Annotated in this window: 17 protein-coding genes and 1 pseudogene; 6 read left to right on the top strand and 12 right to left on the bottom strand. The window is 51.2% G+C overall.

Annotation, left to right across the window (positions count from 1 at the left end):
• Window positions 1-18: 18 nt before the first annotated feature.
• Together uspG and rnk are read right to left on the bottom strand one after the other, a co-directional pair.
• A complete protein-coding gene (gene uspG, locus OGX66_RS10340; protein WP_003022101.1) occupies window positions 19-447 on the bottom strand; it encodes a universal stress protein UspG in 429 nt (142 codons plus the stop codon).
• Window positions 448-630: 183 nt separating this feature from the next.
• Window positions 631-1,041: a nucleoside diphosphate kinase regulator gene (gene rnk / locus OGX66_RS10335; RefSeq protein WP_003022104.1), complete on the bottom strand. Its 411-nt coding sequence runs from the start codon at window positions 1,039-1,041 to the stop codon at window positions 631-633.
• Window positions 1,042-1,316: 275 nt separating this feature from the next.
• On the opposite strand from rnk, the pseudogene OGX66_RS10330 reads away from it, so the two are divergent.
• Together OGX66_RS10330 and OGX66_RS10325 are read left to right on the top strand one after the other, a co-directional pair.
• Window positions 1,317-2,146, top strand: a pseudogene (locus tag OGX66_RS10330) (alpha/beta fold hydrolase).
• Between the two features lie 96 nt (window positions 2,147-2,242).
• Window positions 2,243-2,866 carry a flavin reductase family protein gene (locus tag OGX66_RS10325; protein ID WP_003022109.1) on the top strand — a complete coding sequence of 208 codons (624 nt, stop codon included), beginning with the start codon at window positions 2,243-2,245 and terminating at the stop codon, window positions 2,864-2,866.
• Between the two features lie 41 nt (window positions 2,867-2,907).
• Here OGX66_RS10325 and rna read toward each other — a convergent pair whose 3' ends face one another.
• The 8 genes from rna to citC all read right to left on the bottom strand — a co-directional run bounded on the left by rna (window position 2,908) and on the right by citC (window position 10,562).
• Window positions 2,908-3,714 carry a ribonuclease I gene (gene rna / locus OGX66_RS10320; RefSeq protein WP_003835606.1) on the bottom strand — a complete coding sequence of 269 codons (807 nt, stop codon included), beginning with the start codon at window positions 3,712-3,714 and terminating at the stop codon, window positions 2,908-2,910.
• Window positions 3,715-3,824: 110 nt separating this feature from the next.
• Window positions 3,825-5,288, bottom strand: a complete 1,464-nt coding sequence (gene citT, locus OGX66_RS10315) for a citrate/succinate antiporter CitT (protein ID WP_003022114.1) — start codon at window positions 5,286-5,288, stop codon at window positions 3,825-3,827.
• A gap of 25 nt (window positions 5,289-5,313) precedes the next feature.
• On the bottom strand, window positions 5,314-6,219 hold the full coding sequence (citG, locus tag OGX66_RS10310) for a triphosphoribosyl-dephospho-CoA synthase CitG (RefSeq protein WP_003835603.1): 906 nt from the start codon (window positions 6,217-6,219) through the stop codon (window positions 5,314-5,316).
• On the bottom strand, window positions 6,188-6,742 hold the full coding sequence (gene citX, locus OGX66_RS10305; RefSeq protein ID WP_044712724.1) for a citrate lyase holo-[acyl-carrier protein] synthase: 555 nt from the start codon (window positions 6,740-6,742) through the stop codon (window positions 6,188-6,190). The genes citG and citX overlap by 32 nt, the downstream gene beginning before the upstream one ends.
• Window positions 6,743-6,745: 3 nt before the next feature.
• A complete protein-coding gene (gene citF / locus OGX66_RS10300) occupies window positions 6,746-8,278 on the bottom strand; it encodes a citrate lyase subunit alpha (protein WP_003835599.1) in 1,533 nt (510 codons plus the stop codon).
• A gap of 9 nt (window positions 8,279-8,287) precedes the next feature.
• Window positions 8,288-9,196, bottom strand: a complete 909-nt coding sequence (locus tag OGX66_RS10295; RefSeq protein ID WP_088902608.1) for an aldolase/citrate lyase family protein — start codon at window positions 9,194-9,196, stop codon at window positions 8,288-8,290.
• On the bottom strand, window positions 9,193-9,489 hold the full coding sequence (citD, locus tag OGX66_RS10290) for a citrate lyase acyl carrier protein (protein WP_003022125.1): 297 nt from the start codon (window positions 9,487-9,489) through the stop codon (window positions 9,193-9,195). Before citD ends, OGX66_RS10295 begins: the two co-directional genes overlap by 4 nt.
• Entirely contained in the window at window positions 9,486-10,562 is a 1,077-nt protein-coding gene (gene citC, locus OGX66_RS10285) for a [citrate (pro-3S)-lyase] ligase (protein WP_003022129.1), read from the bottom strand. Before citC ends, citD begins: the two co-directional genes overlap by 4 nt.
• A gap of 389 nt (window positions 10,563-10,951) precedes the next feature.
• Here citC and dpiB point away from each other — a divergent pair, with 389 nt between their 5' ends.
• Window positions 10,952-12,613, top strand: a complete 1,662-nt coding sequence (dpiB, locus tag OGX66_RS10280; protein WP_049002017.1) for a sensor histidine kinase DpiB — start codon at window positions 10,952-10,954, stop codon at window positions 12,611-12,613.
• On the top strand, window positions 12,582-13,262 hold the full coding sequence (dpiA, locus tag OGX66_RS10275; protein WP_003022133.1) for a two-component response regulator DpiA: 681 nt from the start codon (window positions 12,582-12,584) through the stop codon (window positions 13,260-13,262). The genes dpiB and dpiA overlap by 32 nt, the downstream gene beginning before the upstream one ends.
• A 116-nt stretch (window positions 13,263-13,378) precedes the next feature.
• On the opposite strand, the gene dcuC is transcribed toward dpiA, so the two are convergent.
• Window positions 13,379-14,764 carry an anaerobic C4-dicarboxylate transporter DcuC gene (gene dcuC / locus OGX66_RS10270; protein ID WP_003022136.1) on the bottom strand — a complete coding sequence of 462 codons (1,386 nt, stop codon included), beginning with the start codon at window positions 14,762-14,764 and terminating at the stop codon, window positions 13,379-13,381.
• Window positions 14,765-15,226: 462 nt separating this feature from the next.
• Between dcuC and pagP the strand changes: the two genes are divergently transcribed.
• A complete protein-coding gene (pagP, locus tag OGX66_RS10265) occupies window positions 15,227-15,790 on the top strand; it encodes a lipid IV(A) palmitoyltransferase PagP (RefSeq protein WP_003835590.1) in 564 nt (187 codons plus the stop codon).
• 189 nt (window positions 15,791-15,979) lie between these two features.
• A complete protein-coding gene (gene cspE, locus OGX66_RS10260; RefSeq protein WP_000034825.1) occupies window positions 15,980-16,189 on the top strand; it encodes a transcription antiterminator/RNA stability regulator CspE in 210 nt (69 codons plus the stop codon).
• A gap of 51 nt (window positions 16,190-16,240) precedes the next feature.
• Here the strand turns inward: cspE and crcB are convergent, their stop codons facing one another.
• A complete protein-coding gene (crcB, locus tag OGX66_RS10255) occupies window positions 16,241-16,624 on the bottom strand; it encodes a fluoride efflux transporter CrcB (protein ID WP_003831281.1) in 384 nt (127 codons plus the stop codon).
• Window positions 16,625-16,682: the final 58 nt, after the last annotated feature.

The following is a 16,682-nucleotide window of genomic DNA, read 5'->3' as shown; positions in this document are numbered from 1 at the left end:
TTAGCGAATCAGTGGCTGTTAACGAACAACCAGCACTGGCAAAGTCGCGTGGCGGACAACGCTGGAAGCGTTTGAGCCGAGCAGATGGGTGCTGATTGATGGGTTACGCGACCCAATGACAACGACATCTGCATTCAACTCTTCACCCAACTCGTTGACCACGTCACGGACGCTGCCAAAGCGGACGTGTTGCTTAATACGGGAAGGATCGATGCTGAAGTGACCGACCATCGTTTGCAGACGGGTTTCCGCTTCGTGTTGCAGATGCTCTTCAAAACGACGGACATCGGCCGCAAAGCGGTGCAGGCTTAAGCTCGCTGAGCCTGGCAGCACATGCAGCAGATGGATAACCCCTTTATCCTGGGCCAGAAATTCTGCATGGCGAATAGCCTTGTCGCTCAGTTCCATTTCGAATACATCAACAGGCATTATGATTGTGTTGTACATAAACATTCTCCTTGTCATTACATGAACACATAACAGCATAGTATTAAAAATGATTCTGTCAGTCACGACACAGATTTATGTTTTGCGAACATGAAAGAAAGCGAGGAGCAGGGAGATCTAACCGGAAAGAGGATGCGGATGCATCCCCTGTAAGATAAAGCGAGTGGCTTTGATAAGACAGAGTTAGCGCAGGTAGTCGCCTGCAGCTTCAGGCTGGTACTCAAGCTCAATAACTTCGAGGTGCGTTGAGGTCCCGCCTGGCAGTTCCCAGTGAATGGTATCACCAACGCGCAGCCCCAAAAGTGCAGCGCCGACAGGTGCCATTACCGAAAGCTGTGTGCTGCTGTCAGTCATAGTGGCCGGATACACAAGGGTACGCACACGGACTTCGCCATCACTCAGATTGCGGAATTTCACGCGGCTGTTCATGGTCACGACATCGTGCGGCATGGTTTCTGGAGAACACATTTGGGCACGATCCAGCTCGGCGTTAAGGGCGTCGGCAATCGGTAAACCAGCAAACGCAGGTTGCTCCAACAGGCGGTCAATGCGTTCCGCATCGAGGTCGTTAATGATGATAGTTGGTCTGGACATTTATTACTCCATGTCGTCGATACTGCGGGTGCGCAGGTAAATAATCCCAAAAGAAAACCCTCACCGTCAGGCGGCAAGGGTTTAGCTTTTATGATGATACTGAGACTTACCCCATGTTTGAAGTGATTTAGTTCACATTCAGGCAAATCATCAATATTGTCGCGTATGGTGTGATTTTAGCCGAAAAACGTGATCGTTCTCCAATTTGCATTATGCTTTTTAAGCGCTCGCTGCGGGCGCGTCAAACAACTCAGTGTTCCGCGACAGGAGATCTCATGAGCCAGTACGACAAACTTACTTTGAAAGACGGCAGCTATTTGCATTTTAAAGACTGGGGAAGTGGACAGCCCATTGTCTTCAGTCATGGTTGGCCGCTGACGGCAGATGCGTTTGAGGATCAGATGTTGTTCCTCGGGTCGAAAGGATTTCGTGTGATCGCCCATGACAGGCGTGGCCATGGGCGTTCGGCCCAACCCTGGGATGGTCACAATATGGATCAGTATGCTGACGATCTGGCTGAACTTACCGCGCATCTCAATCTTAAAGATGCCGTCCATGTCGGACACTCTACCGGCGGTGGGGAAGTGGCTCGTTATATTGGCCGGCATGGGACGCAGCGGGTGGCAAAAGCGGTGTTAATTGGCGCGGTGACGCCCATCATGATCAAGACTGACTTTAATCCAAATGGCGTGCCGAAAGAGGTATTTGATGGCATCCGTGAGGGGGTTGTGAACGATCGCGCCGCCTTTTTCTATGAATTGACCGCTGCATTCTATGGCTACAACCGTCCTGGCGCAAAAGAGTCGAAAGCCGTCAGGGAAAGTTTTGTTGAACAGGGTTTACAAGGTTCCATCAAAGCGTTGTACGACTGTATTCACGCGTTTTCGGAAACAGATCTGCGTGAGGACCTCAAAAAGATGACCATCCCGACGCTGGTGATCCACGGTGATGACGATCAGATTGTCCCGTTTGAAACCTGCGGAAAGGTCGCGGCGGAAATACTGCCTGATTCGCAGTGAAGGTATATGTCGGCGGCTCGCATGGCATTTGCACCACCCATAAACAACAGATCAACGGTGACCTGCTCAACTTTATTCAGTCGTAATCGTTGGCAGATTGTTCTACGCTGATCTTCTTTTTCCAGGGGGATGAGCGAAGCATAATTTGTGCTGCGCTGACGTTAACTTCAACAGGGAACGCTATGTATTTCTATCAACCGTCACAGGGACACGGCTTACCGCATGACCCGCTAAATGCCATCATTGGACCGCGCCCGATTGGCTGGATTGCGTCGCGTGACGGCAATGGTCGGCACAATCTGGCACCATACAGTTTCTTTAACTGTTTTAACTATCATCCGCCGATTATCGGTTTCGCTAGCAGCGGCTGGAAAGACAGCGTGCAGAATATTATCGAAACCGGTGAATTTGTCTGGAACCTGACGACTCTTGAGCTGGCCACTGCGATGAACGAAACGTCAGCCAGCTTGCCGCACGGTGAGGACGAGTTTTTTGCCGCCGGGCTTAGTAAAGCAGATAGCCGGATAGTCAACGTGCCGCGCGTGGCGCAAAGCCCGGTCAATTTTGAGTGTCGCTTATCGCAAAGCCTGCAACTGACTACCGCTGATGGCTCACCGGTTGATACCTGGCTGGTATTGGGGGAAGTGGTGGGCATCCACATTGATGAAACACTCCTGGAAGACGGCATCTATCAGACGGCGAAAGCGAAGCCGGTACTGCGTGCAGGTGGGCCAACGGCGTATTATTCGATCAGTGAAACACACCGTTTTGATTTAGTTCGCCCGGATGCACGAGCAAAACGCTGAGCTTACGGACCGACGCCAGCTTGCAGCGTCGGTCGCAAGTTTCAATATCCCACTTTGTCGATAATAAACTGTTTACCGCAGCTACCCGGATGCGGTTGCGGTAAGAATGACTGTGCAGATAACGTCTGGTTGATGTTGTCGGCTTTCAGGGATAACTGGATCTCAGTGAGATACGCCGGATTGCCGTGGCAGCTTAGCTTCACTGCTTTGACGTTCTCTTTGCCCCAGCTTTTGGCAACTGCGGCGTCAAATGCGTTACGGCTGACAGTTTTGCCGTAGTTTTCCGCCAGGAATTTGCCCACCTCGCTGTTCTTAACCTCATTATTCAGCCGTACCATCGTGCCAAAGTACGCGTCGGGATCAAAACCGAAACACGCGCCATGTTTGGCATACTCGTAACGTTCCAGACAGGATCTCCCTCCAGCGCCGGGCATTACGGCGCTGAGTTTTGCTGCGCTTTCCAGTGACAGCCCGGTTTCGGGGGCCGCGCATTTACGGCTGGCACGTGCTTCAGGCAGGTTGGGAATAGGGCGAGTCGCGCAGCCAAAACGCATCCAGCGGCGGTTGTCGACTCCACGGGCGGCAATGGATTTAGGCAGGCTGGGCCATAAACCGTGAACGGTCAGGAAATCCGCTTTGTCTGCGCTCTCTTTTTGTAAACGACATTCGTCAGGCTCCTGACGATTACGCTCGTGTTGGCTCTGACAAAATCCAGTTTGCCAGGAGAGGGCCAGCACGTAGCTGTCAAAATCAGCGTACTGTTTTGCCTGAAGTTCATCGGCCTGAGCTGCAGAAACTGGCAGCAGGAGTGCTGCCAGCAACGAAGAATAACGCCATGTTGATGTCATGATGATTTCGGATACTTATATAAATTCTGAATATCATCTATTTAATCATAAAAAATGCCAGTCAGGTTTAGCTGACTGGCATCATTTTCATCAGGTGTGAACCGAAATGATTAGCTCCACATTGCCAGAATCGGCCAGCCGACCAGCAGAAGCATAGAGATGTAGATAACGCCGAAGATAGCACCCAGACGCCAGTAGTCTTTGGACTTCACATAACCACAGCCGTAGATGATAACGCCAGGGCCTGTTGCATATGGAGTCAGACAGCCCATGATACCGATGGACAGTACCAGCAGGATACACAGGTGTTCCATTGGCACGCCCGGGATACCTTTACCGACAGCCAGAATAACCGGCAGCATGGTGGCAGTGTGTGCAGAAAGGCTGGCAAACAGGTAGTGAGCAAAGTAGAACACCAGCACCAGCACGATTACGGTCGCGTTAGGCGAGAAGCCTTCCAGGTGCGTGCTCATGGTGTTGGCGAACCAGTCGATGAAGCCTGAACGGGTTAAACCATTCGCCATAACGACCAGCGTGGCGAGGTTAACCAGGGTGTTCCATGCGCTGTTATAGCGGGTAATGTCTTTCCACGGTACCACGTGCAGCGCCAGCATCAGGGAGACAGCAAGCAAACCCACTGCGGTTGCATCAATCAGTTTACCACCGAAGACCCACAGGCCCAGGCTGAGCAGAACCAGACCGATCAGCGTTATCTCTTTACGGGTCAGTTTACCCATGCCTTTCAGTTCATCACCGGCCCATGCGGCAACTTCAGCACTGTGAGTGACTTCTGGTTTGTACAGAACGTATGACAACCACGGAGCAACGATCAGCAAAATAATACCGACCGGCAGGAAGCTGAGGAACCATTGCAGCCAGCTGATTTGAATACCGGCAATTTTGTTGACGAATTCCAGACCCAGTACGTTTGGCGCAGCGCCGGTCACGAACATAGAGGAGCTCAGGCTGGTACTGATTACCATCATCCACATCAGGTATCCGCCGATACGGCGCGCGGAAGGATCGTTCGGGAATGATTTAAACAGCGGCGGCAGGTTTTTGATAACCGGGAATACGGTACCACCGGTACGCGCGGTGTTAGACGGTGTAAACGGCGCCAGCAGAATGTCGATGATAACAATCGCATAGCCCAGCGTCAGGGTGCGTTTACCCATGAATTTCACCAGGAACAGCGCGATACGACGGCCCAGACCGGTGACTTCATAACCCAGTGCGAAGATAAACGCACCAAACACCAACCACACGGTGGTGCTGGAGAAGCCCGCCAGACCCCATTTCAGCGCTTGCTTACCCGCTTTAAATGCTGGGTCGGCCAGTTCTGAAGCATCAAACAGCAGATAGTTGCTGCCGATAACGCAGATCGTTACGGCGATAAAGCTGATCGCTGTTGCCGGAATTGGCTCGAGGATCATACCGACGATCATCGCCACAAACACGGCAAAGTAGTGCCAGGCCTGTGGAGGCATTCCATCAGGGACGGGGATAAGAAACATGACGCCCATTACGACCAATGGGGCCAGTAACTTCCATATTTTATCTTTTGCTAAAGACATGTGTGTGATTCTCCGGAAAGGATCTTTAATTGTGATAATGATGAACTTGTGAAATCTGAGCTAAGAACCAGGTGACGATCAGCAGATCGGCGCAGCCTCCGGGACTGAGGTTGCGTTCAATGCACTGTTGGTCGAACTGGTGTAGGTATTCGAGATCGGCAGGGGTACGAATCCCCCCTTGCTGCATCAGGGCGGTGGCCTGCTGCTGTAGCCAACGCAGACCTTCTGCGCCGCCACGTGAAGCCACGTTGGTGTCGCCGTTGATAGACATCAGCAGCAATAAAGTGTCGAGTAACGCCAGTTCAGGGTCGCGGCCCTGAGTCAGCAGCGCGCGGTAGTGCGGCAGGGCATGCTGGATGACTAGCGGGTATCCCGCTTCGGCTTCGCCCCGTGCGCCGGTTAATCCCAGTTGCTGATAAAGACGTTGGCCTGCCGTGAGTTGTTGATTGTTCTGGCGCAGTTCGCGCTCGGTCAGACCACGGCAAAATGTTGCTGCCGTTGAGCAAATGGTTTCAGCGGTAACAGTTAGTTGGAGCTGGTGCAGGCGGCCAATGGCGGCGCACAGCAGGCCCAGAGAAAAGATGCTCCCTTTATGAGTGTTCACCCCAGCGGTGGCGCGAAACATATCAGCTTCGCAGGCCATGCCCAGCGGGCGCAGTCCTTTCAATACATCCTCAGGCGACAGCTGTGCGCTAAACGCCCCATATTCAATAAAACGTGGCAGCCAGGCCTGAATCGCTTCGGCGCTGCGATGAAAATCTTCCAGCGCCATATCTTTATGCGCGCCGTTGTTAATACGATCTACCAGACCGGGTTTAGGTGACAGGTTGACTTCAGTCAGCATGGCGCGCCACGCGAGCGTTGCGTAAGCATCAGGCAGATCCAGAGGAAGGACTGCATTATTGGTTGATGTTGCGGGAATCGGCATCATGCAGCAGTGCCTCCATCTGAGAGAGTAAATCGGAAAGTGCGTGGGTTTTACCCCGCGCACAGTCGGCAGCACTTTGCTCGCACAGCAGACAGCGGCGGGCAGGGAGTGCGAAATGACGCCGGGACAGAATTTCCCCTTCAGGGGTCAGGACATCGATGTCCCATAGCCGTCCCAGCGGGTGTGAATGCTCAAGTTCAATCGTGGCGAGCTTGAGGTCGTGGGCCGGAGCCTCAATAGACAAAAGACCTTCTGGACCGCTGGCAGAAACCAGCGCTGTTTGCTCCCTGACAATCCAGGCAGATTGTTCCGCCAGTGCGAGCAAGGCGGTTACGCCGTGATTAAAGATGCGACGGGTTAATGCGCTGTCTTTAATCGGACCCGGTGCAACCACGGTGAACGAGACCAGCGGCGCAGAGTGACGTGTCAGCCAGTCCTGTTGCCTTGCTTGTCTCTCATCGCGGCTGGCGAGCAGCTCGGGAATCGAAACCGCGTGTTGGGTGGCGAGTTCAGGGAGCAGGTGCATGGCTTATTCCTTCACCTGATGCACAACGTCAATCACTGAACCGTCGCGATAACGCACAACGGCAATCACGCGGTCAGTGAATTCGATAGCGCGTGGCTGACCGGTGAGTTGCTGTGCACGTTCGCGCAGCCATCCAATGGACACCACTTTCATACCAGCTTCTTTCAGTCGTTCTGCCAGTTCCGGACGTGCAGGGTTGACGGCGATACCGTGGTCAGTGACCAGAATGTCAACGCTGGAGCCAGGGGTTACGCAGGTCAGCACGTTATCAACCAGTGTCGGGATGCGTCCGCGAACCAGCGGTGCGACGATGATGGAAAGCGCTGCGGCCACAGCCGTATCGCAGTGTCCGCCGGATGCGCCTCGCAGTACGCCGTCAGAACCGGTCAGTACGTTCACATTGAAGTTGGTGTCTACTTCTAATGCGCTCAGTACCACCACATCCAGACGGTCAACGGATGCGCCTTTTGAACCCCAGTTGGCATACTGGTTTGCACTGATTTCAATGTGGTTTGGGTTGCGGGCCAAGGACTCAGCCGCGTTACGGTCGAAGCTCTGCACGTCCAGCAGTTTGCGAATCAGGCCTTTTTCATGCAGATCCACGATGGTGGCGGTGATGCCGCCCAGCGCGAAGTCAGCACGGATATCGCGGCTGCGCATTTTGTCTTCCAGGAAACGCGTCACGGCCAGAGAAGCGCCGCCGGTGCCTGTCTGCAGTGAGAAGCCTTCATTGAAGTAGCCGGAGTTAGCAATGACCTCTGCCGCGCTACGGGCGATTAACAGTTCTCGCGGGTTAGTGGTCATGCGGGTCGCATCAGCACCGATTTTGTCCGCATCGCCGACCTGATCGATCTGCACGATCAGATCTACCTGATCCTGTGTAATGCTGGCCGGGTTATGTGGATAGGTCAGCAGTTGTTCAGTCAGCAGGACAACCTGTTTCGCGTTTTCGGCGTCTACGCGGGCATAGCCCAGTGAGCCGCAGCATGCTTTACCGGTATAACCGTTGGCGTTACCAAACTGGTCGCAGGACGGTACGCCGAGGAACGCCACATCAATGCTGAGTTCGCCGCTTTGTACCAAGTGTACACGTCCACCGTGGGAGTGAATCTGTACCGGTTCGGCCAGCAGGCCACGGGAGATCTCTTCCGCCAGCGGGCCACGCAACCCGGAGGTATAAATACGGCTGACCACGCCCTGACGGATGTGCTCAACCAGCGGAGCATGGCAATCGCTCAGAGAGCTGGAGGCCAGCGTCAGGTTTTTGAAACCCATACTGGCGATGGCGTCCATCACCAGGTTAATGGTCAGATCGCCACCGCGAAAAGCGTGGTGGAAAGAGATGGTCATGCCATCCTGTAAACCCGAACGACGAATGGCGTCTTCCAGGTTAGCGCACAGCTTTTTGTCGCGCGGTTTTTGCGCTTGTAGTTCTACTTTTGCGGTGCTCTGATAAGCGGAAAGCTCACTTTCTGCATGACGGCTCCAGGTCGCCACGCGATCCTGGCGTTGAGACTGTTCGATTTTCTGCGTCATTTTTTTGCCTTATTCTTCGCGAATGCCGGAAAGTTCTGCACGGGAGATAACCAGAAGGGCGCGCTCGATAACCGGGCTGTCGACCATTTTGCCGTTCAGGGAAACCACACCACGACCTTCGCGGGCAGCGGCTTCAGCGGCTTCTACGATTAAACGGGCGTGAGCCAGCTCTTTGCGCGTCGGGGCGTACAGGTTATGCAGGAGTTCTATCTGGCGCGGGTTGATGAGCGACTTGCCGTCAAAACCCAACTGCTTGATGTGTGCGGCTTCGTGCAGGAAACCTGCTTCGTTGTTGGCATCGGAATACACGGTGTCGAACGCCTGAATACCGGCAGAACGTGCAGCCTGCAAAATAGAGCAGCGGGCAAACAGCAGTTCAGTACCCTCTGGCGAGCGTTCAGTGCGCAGGTTACGCACATAATCTTCCGCACCCAGAGCAATACCGATCAGGCGCTCGGAAGCGTGGGCAATTTCTACCGCACGGGTAATGCCTAACGGCGACTCAATGGCGGCTAACAGGCCGGTGCTGCCGGGTTCACGGCCACAGGCGTTCTCGATGCGCAGAATTTCACTTTCGATGTCGATGACATCCTGCGCGGTATCGGTCTTCGGTAAACGTACGATGTCAGCACCGCCGCGTACCACGGCTTCAAGGTCGTTGATGCCCCATTCGGAGTCGAGGGCGTTTACACGCACGATGGTTTCAACGTCGTGATACAACGGATGTTGCAGCGCGTGGTACACCATGCGGCGAGCGGTATCTTTTTCACGCAACGCGACGGAGTCTTCCAGGTCGAACATCAGTGCATCTGCCGGGTAGATGAACGAGTTGCTGACCATGGCGGCATTGGCACCCGGTACGAACAACATGCTGCGGCGAGTACGGGTTTTACGTTGTTGCAAAGATGCGGAAATCACTGGCAATCCTCCCATGGCAGTGCCGGAATACCGCCAGCGCGGGCCAGTAGTGCTTCAAGTCGCGCACGTAAAATGCAGTCCAGTGCGCCTTTATCATCAACATTTAATTGCACGCCGCGTACGTTGTAGCGGGACAGAACGTCCAGGATGGTGGTCCGGATGGCATCACCGAACTGTTTTTCGACGCTACTGTTAACCTGCAGGTCAATATCCTGCGAATCGAGTGGGGCGATGCGAATCATCACATCACCGGACTCGAGTGTGCCTGCGACGGCTGCCTGGTTTATTTTCATTTTTCACCTGTTGCTAATGCGGGGGTATTTTGGCGGACTGCCGCACCCGATGAGGCTCGTTCAACCATGCTTTGCAGATAGTGCAGCGTGGCGTCAGGGACCAGGGATGCGATAGCCGTGAGATCTTTTTTAACCAGCAGCTTGCGCACCCAGGAGGCGGAAATCGGCATCTCCTGGAAGCACAGCCGCTCAATTTCCACCAGTTCAATTGGTGGGGCGGGAAGCGTTGGGGTCTCCAGCCAGTAGCGCATATCGTTGTTGTACTGGGAGGTGACGGTGCAATACGGCTCGGTACCGACGAAACGATGTGTAACGCCGAGAGCCGGTGCCAGGTACTGGCGGAAGATTTTCAGGTCTATTTCGGTGTAGCAGTGGTTAATAACGCTCTGCTCTTTGATGAAGTAGCACGGGAACGTGGCGCGGGAAATGATGTATTCCGAACCGCGATGCACGGTTAAACGTGGAATATCTTTTGTCCCTTTAAGCACCAGATCCAGCCGGTCTTCATACGGAAACCGTGAGGTATCTTCTTTGACCAAAAACAGATGCAGCCAGTCACATTGTGCGGCCGCCTGTTGGATCAGAAAACGATGTCCGTTGGTGAAGGGGTTGGCGTTCATGACGATACAACCAATTTTTTTCCCTTCACGACGCTGTTTTGCCAGAGATTCAGCGTAACGTTTCAGACGCGTGGTGCTGTTTTCCATCAGCACCATAATGCCGGGAACGCTGGTCAGCGTAGAAAAGCCACACTGTTTAAACAGCGATTCGTACTCGGTTTTGGTATAGATGAAGAGGTGCGTACAGTGGCGCTCATAGGCGAGGTTGATTAACTCGGTCGCCAGCGTCAGCGCTAAGCCTTCGCCCCGTACGGATTCGCAGATGGCGACACATTTAATAATATTCCCAGCGATACCGCCGCAGGCGATCAGGCGGTCGTCTCGGGTGACGGTGATAAATACTTCGACGGTGGTGTCAACGCTCAAATCATTCTCTTTCAGAAATTGCGTGATAGCCGCCATCTTTTTATTTTCTGAGCGTTTAACTTGCGTGAATATATTATTACCGAACATAGTGAATAGAGCCCCGATGCTATATTTGTTACTGGGTTTCTGTTTTTGTTGCTCTGCTTAGCAACCTGATAACGTTTTGTTTGCAATTGAAGGGAATGGTTTTTTATTACGGAGTATTTCTTTTTTTCCCTGCTGCATACATCGTAAGGGGTATTTTGGAGGTAATTTTTGATTTATTTCACAATAAGTTAGAAGGTTTTAATGTGTTTTATGGTTTTAAGTTTTTTAATTAATTTAACCTCGAAATAGCGTGTGGTTTTAATTTGTTTAATTGATTTAAAGTGGGGAATCTGCAACGATCTTGTTTTATACCGTAACGTGTAAATAAAACATTTCTATTACAACTACAATGAGAAATAAGTTTCGGGTAACGTGGATGAGGAAGATATATGGCTGAGCAGAAAAATAAAACACGGTTTCCTTTTTTCCGCAGCCTGGCGTTTCCTTTACGCATCTTTCTGCTTATTTTGGTCGTTTCTGTTTTTATCATCGCCGCCCTGGCACAATACTTTACCGCCAGCTTTGAAGATTATCTGGCCGCGCATGTCCGCGATATGGCAATGAACCAGGCCAAAATCATCGCCTCTAACGAGAGTATCATCACGGCAGTTAAACATCGTGATTACAAGCGTTTGGCGACGATTGCCGACAAACTGCAGAGCGGAACTGACTTCGACTATGTGGTTATCGGGGATACCAACTCCATTCGTCTATATCATCCGAACCCGGAAAAGATTGGCTACCCGATGCAGTTCACCAAACCCGGTGCGCTGGAAAAAGGGGAAAGCTACTTTATTACCGGTAAAGGGTCCATCGGGATGGCAATGCGCGCTAAAACGCCCATCTTTGATGACGATGGCAAAATCATTGGCGTAGTCTCAATTGGTTATCTGATCAGCAAAATCGATAGCTGGCGATCGGATTTCTTACTCCCGATGGCCGGTGTGTTTATCTTGCTGTTGCTGGTACTTATGCTGCTCTCCTGGTTTTTCGCTGCCCATATTCGTCGGCAGATGTTGGGTATGGAACCGAAACAAATTGCGCGGGTGGTACGTCAGCAGGAAGCGTTGTTCAGCTCGGTATATGAAGGATTGATTGCCGTGGATCCTGATGGATATATCACCGCAATAAACCGCAGTGCGAGGAAAATGCTGGGGCTGTCTTCACCAGGCCGAAAGTGGCTTGGAAAACCGGTGAGTGAGGTGGTTCAGCCAGCGGACTTTTTCACCCAACAGATTGCGGAAAAACGACAGGATGCGATGGTAAACTTTAATGGCCTGAGCGTCATCGCCAACCGTGAAGCGATTCGCTCCGGTGACGAACTGCTTGGGGCAATCATCAGTTTTCGTAGTAAAGATGAAATTGCTACCCTTAATGCGCAATTAACGCAGATCAAACAGTATGTAGAGAGCCTGAGAACGCTGCGTCATGAGCACCTGAACTGGATGTCGACCATCAATGGCCTGCTGCAAATGAAAGAGTATGACAAGGTTCTGGCCATGGTGCAGGGAGAATCCCAGGCGCAACAGCAACTGATTGACAGCCTGCGTGGCGCATTTGCCGATCGTCAGGTCGCCGGTCTGTTGTTTGGCAAGGTGCAGCGCGCGCGGGAACTGGGCCTCACCATGACTATCGTTCCGGGGAGCCAACTGCATCAACTCCCCGAGGGGCTGGATAGCACAGAGTTTGCAGCAATTGTTGGCAATCTGCTTGATAATGCATTTGAAGCGAGCTTACGCACCCTGCAAGGCAACAAGGTCGTAGAGCTCTATTTGAGCGATGAAGGGGATGACGTGATCATCGAAGTTGCCGATCAGGGATGCGGTGTGCCGGAAGCATTGCGTGAGAAAATATTTGAACAGGGTGTGAGCACCCGTACCGATGAACCAGGTGAACATGGCATCGGTTTGTATCTAATTGCAAGTTATGTGAGGCGCTGTGACGGGGTGATTACGCTCGAAGATAACTCCCCTTGCGGTACCTTATTTTCTTTATTTCTTCCGAAAGTGAAAAAAAATAATGACGGAACCATTAACGCTGTTGATCGTTGAGGATGAAACGCTACTGGCGGAAATGCATGCTGAATATATCCGCCATATACCCGGTTTCAGCCAGATATGGCTGGCGGGTAATCTTGAGCAGGCGAGGATGATGATTGAGCGTTTTAAGCCCGGTCTGATACTGCTCGATAACTACTTGCCGGACGGCAAGGGAATTACGTTGCTGCATGAGCTGACCCAGGCGCGCTATCCGGGCGGCGTAGTGTTTACCACGGCGGCCAGCGATATGGAAACGGTCTCCGAGGCCGTGCGCAGCGGTGCGTTTGATTACCTGGTCAAACCCATTGCCTACGAGCGGCTGGGGCAGACCCTGACGCGTTATCAGCAACGTCGACGCATGTTGGCGGGGAATGACAGCGCCAGCCAAAAGCAGATTGATGAAATGTTTAATGCCTACGCGCGGGGCGAACCGAAAGGGGATTTACCGACCGGGATTGATGCGTTAACACTGAATGCAGTGTTGAAATTATTCGCCGACCCGACGGTACACCATACTGCGGAAACGATCGCCCAGGCGCTTACCATCAGCCGAACGACTTCCAGACGCTACCTGGAGTACTGTGCCAGCCGTCATTTGATTATTGCGGAGATTATTCACGGTAAGGTGGGTAGGCCGCAGCGTATTTATCATGGCGGCTAAATGCTGATTTCTGACGTAGGCCGGATAAGATGCTTTAGCATCGACATCCGGCAATGGTGCGGTTTAAATGCCGGATGCGGCGTAGATGCCTAATCCGGCCTAAATTTCACTGAGTATCAGCCGCCAACGACGGCTGAAGAAGAACCTGGTACCATCACTTCAGTTGCGATAATCACCACCAGCAGTCCAACCAGAACCGGAACCGAAGTACGTTTCACCACTTCGAACGGAGAAATCTTTGCCATACCTGCTACAGCGACAACCACGCCGGAGACCGGGGAGATGGTGCGCCCAAGGTTTGACGCCTGCAGCATCGGGATAACAAGGTAAGCCGGGTTAATGCCGGAAGAATGCGCCAGCTTAGGGATCATCTCAACGAAGGCGTAGAACGGGGCGTTACCGGAACCCGTAGTCATTGCCGCCAACATAGTCAGGATCACCAGCACCATCATCAAGATAATGCTCGCTGAACCAAACGAGGTGGCGATAGAAATCAGACTCTGAATAAAGCCGATTGTGCTCAGACCCTGGGCAAAAACACCCGCAGCGACTAACAACATCACCACGTTAGCAAAGGCATCCGCCATGCCACGGTAAGCGACTTCCAGACCAGAGAAAACCTTTTGGGTGTTGAACCCACGTACGAACTCCAGAATAGCCGCGATGAGCATGCACAGAACCAGAATCGTAATGATGTGCAGCTGCGGGCCCCATTTACCATCAAAAATCAGGACGCCAACGATCGGGGTAAACGGCAGAATGGCGTAAAATGACGGGGCAGTCGTGGTGATTTCAGCCACATCTAACATTTCATGAGAAATGTTCTCTTTTTTATCCAGAAAACGCTGCCAGAAAAAGTGGGCAATCGCCATAGCAATGATGGCGGCAATGGAAATTGGCAGCGTGGTTTTAAAGGCGAAATCGATCAGCGGCATTTCCGCAGCTTTTGCCGCCAGCACCACATCACCGGATGTTGGTGAAAGAATAATTGCAGCAGGGGAGGCACAAATAGCCGCTGCAGCGCCACGGCTGATTCCAACGTTAACCATGACCGGGAACAGTGTTGCCATCAGCAAAACGCCCAGACCGGTTGCTGAAGAAACCGCCAGTGACATCAGGCAGGCGACAAAATAGGCGGCAATCATTAGCAGGTAAGGAGAGTTGATGTATTGCAGGGGCTTGGAGGCCAGCTTAACGACCATATCGTTCGCGCCAATATGGGTCATATAGGCGGCAAAACCACACAGCATCATGATCATCATGCCGAGATCGCCACCACGGCTCATCAGCAAAATTTTAATATATTCAACAATGTCTGTTGCCGTATAGCCCGTCGATGCCGCGCTGGATGGCAACACTTTATGCCCCATCAGCGCACTGATAATCAGCAAAACCAGACCGCCAACAAACAGTACGCCTGTCGCGGAATAACCTTTAATGATGTAGCGCGCTACACCCACAATAACCACAACTCCAATAAGGAGTTCAATAAATGTCAACATCGTTTCCCCTGTCGCATTGCTGCCCAGAAAGTAAAAAAACTAAAAAAAGTAAAAAGTGGTGACAGAATGTGCCTAATAAACCGATAACTCTTGCTGATTAAAATCAATAAAAATACGGATTCAAGCGATGGCTTAGCCGTTTTTTCTGCATCGTGGTTAAAAAAAGAATCTCACAATAAAAAACTGTGAAGTGCAGCGACGGTGTGTGTGTTTTGTGGTGATGTTGATTCTTAATTGTTAATTTATTGTAATATTATTTAACTTTTCCCGGAGGAAAGAACAATTTATTGGCAATAAAGAGAAAATAGTTCCTATGAGATGGCTCAATAAATTAAGGGCTAATTATCTTAAAAATTACATGCTGAGGAATATTCTGATTTTTTAGCTGCGCATTTTTGTTAAGCTAACATTAAGGTTGGGTTTGCTACAATTAATAATAAATCCCAGGATGGTAATTAAGTTGTGATTGTCGCTAAACGATATTTTCTCATTTTTTCATTTCTTTTTATTCAGTTAGCTTTCATTCCCCAGGGCGCTGCTGAAGATAAAGGCTGGTTCGCTACTTTTAAAGACAACGTCAGTGAAACCTGGCAGCAGCCGGAACATTATGATTTGTATATACCGGCTATTACCTGGCATGCACGCTTTGCCTACGATAAAGAAAAAACGGATCGCTACAATGAACGCCCGTGGGGGGCAGGATTTGGTCAATCCCGTTGGGATGATAAAGGTAACTGGCACGGACTTTATATAATGGCCTTTAAGGATTCCTACAATAAATGGGAACCCATTGGTGGTTATGGCTGGGAAAAAACCTGGCGACCGCTGGCCGATGAAAATTTCCATACAGGTCTCGGTTTTACCGCCGGTTTTACCGCGCGTGATAACTGGAACTACATTCCGGTACCCGTGCTGTTACCGCTGGCATCGATAGGGTATGGTCCGGCAACGTTCCAGATGACCTACATTCCGGGAACGTACAACAACGGTAACGTCTACTTTGCGTGGATGCGTTTCCAGTTTTGATGGACTACCTGTATTGTCAGATGGATTATTAAAAAGTCTTTTTAAAACAGTGTGATATCAGCGTTAACTGAAAAATAACGCGACATTTATCACTTTTTGATAAAGTTCGACTGGACAAAGTGCACCACAATTGTTGTACTGATACCCGACACAGCATTTGTGTCTATTTTTCATGTAAAGGTAATTTTGATGTCTAAGATTAAAGGTAACGTTAAGTGGTTTAATGAGTCCAAAGGATTCGGTTTCATTACTCCGGAAGATGGCAGCAAAGACGTGTTCGTACACTTCTCTGCAATCCAGACCAATGGTTTTAAAACTCTGGCTGAAGGTCAGCGTGTAGAGTTCGAAATCACTAACGGTGCCAAAGGCCCTTCTGCTGCAAACGTAATCGCTCTGTAAGCATACGACAGCAAGCATTCAAAACCCGCTTAATTGCGGGTTTTTTTCGCCTCAGTGTGCGGGAGAGGCCGAAACCAGCCAGAATGCCAGGGCGGTCATCGCAAATGATCCCAGCAGATTCACCAGCACATTCACCATAGCCCAACCAAATCGTCCTTCCTGTAGCAAAAACACCACCTCAGCCGAGAAAGTGGAAAATGTTGTTAGTCCCCCGCAAAAGCCAGTTGTAATCAGTACCTTCCACATTGGATCAATGTTTGTCATGCGATTAAACCATGCCAGACCCATACCAATGATAAATGCGCCAAGTAAGTTTGCAGCCAGCGTACCGAATGGAATGGCCTGATGTAGCGGGTTAAACCTCATGCTCAACATCCATCTTGCTACACTACCTGTACCACCACCGATAAAAACCGCTAAAAGGAGTTGTAACACTGCGTAATCCTGCTATTTGATTGTATATAGGATGAGTGTAACGCTGAATAATCGTGGT

It is taken from the genome of Citrobacter sp. Cf072, from assembly GCF_030334485.1.
Classification (GTDB): domain Bacteria; phylum Pseudomonadota; class Gammaproteobacteria; order Enterobacterales; family Enterobacteriaceae; genus Citrobacter; species Citrobacter freundii.
This window is presented reverse-complemented; position numbering and strand designations above follow the sequence as displayed.

Coding starts and splice junctions, on each gene's coding strand:
- citD (WP_003022125.1), bottom strand. CDS start 9,489: ATGAAAATAAACCAGGCAGCCGTCGCAGGCACACTCGAGTCCGGTGAT.
- dpiB (WP_049002017.1), top strand. CDS start 10,952: ATGGCTGAGCAGAAAAATAAAACACGGTTTCCTTTTTTCCGCAGCCTG.
- uspG (WP_003022101.1), bottom strand. CDS start 447: ATGTACAACACAATCATAATGCCTGTTGATGTATTCGAAATGGAACTG.
- citG (WP_003835603.1), bottom strand. CDS start 6,219: ATGATGCCGATTCCCGCAACATCAACCAATAATGCAGTCCTTCCTCTG.
- dpiA (WP_003022133.1), top strand. CDS start 12,582: ATGACGGAACCATTAACGCTGTTGATCGTTGAGGATGAAACGCTACTG.
- citC (WP_003022129.1), bottom strand. CDS start 10,562: ATGTTCGGTAATAATATATTCACGCAAGTTAAACGCTCAGAAAATAAA.
- dcuC (WP_003022136.1), bottom strand. CDS start 14,764: ATGTTGACATTTATTGAACTCCTTATTGGAGTTGTGGTTATTGTGGGT.
- rna (WP_003835606.1), bottom strand. CDS start 3,714: ATGACATCAACATGGCGTTATTCTTCGTTGCTGGCAGCACTCCTGCTG.
- citT (WP_003022114.1), bottom strand. CDS start 5,288: ATGTCTTTAGCAAAAGATAAAATATGGAAGTTACTGGCCCCATTGGTC.
- citX (WP_044712724.1), bottom strand. CDS start 6,742: ATGCACCTGCTCCCTGAACTCGCCACCCAACACGCGGTTTCGATTCCC.
- cspE (WP_000034825.1), top strand. CDS start 15,980: ATGTCTAAGATTAAAGGTAACGTTAAGTGGTTTAATGAGTCCAAAGGA.
- citF (WP_003835599.1), bottom strand. CDS start 8,278: ATGACGCAGAAAATCGAACAGTCTCAACGCCAGGATCGCGTGGCGACC.
- OGX66_RS10325 (WP_003022109.1), top strand. CDS start 2,243: ATGTATTTCTATCAACCGTCACAGGGACACGGCTTACCGCATGACCCG.
- rnk (WP_003022104.1), bottom strand. CDS start 1,041: ATGTCCAGACCAACTATCATCATTAACGACCTCGATGCGGAACGCATT.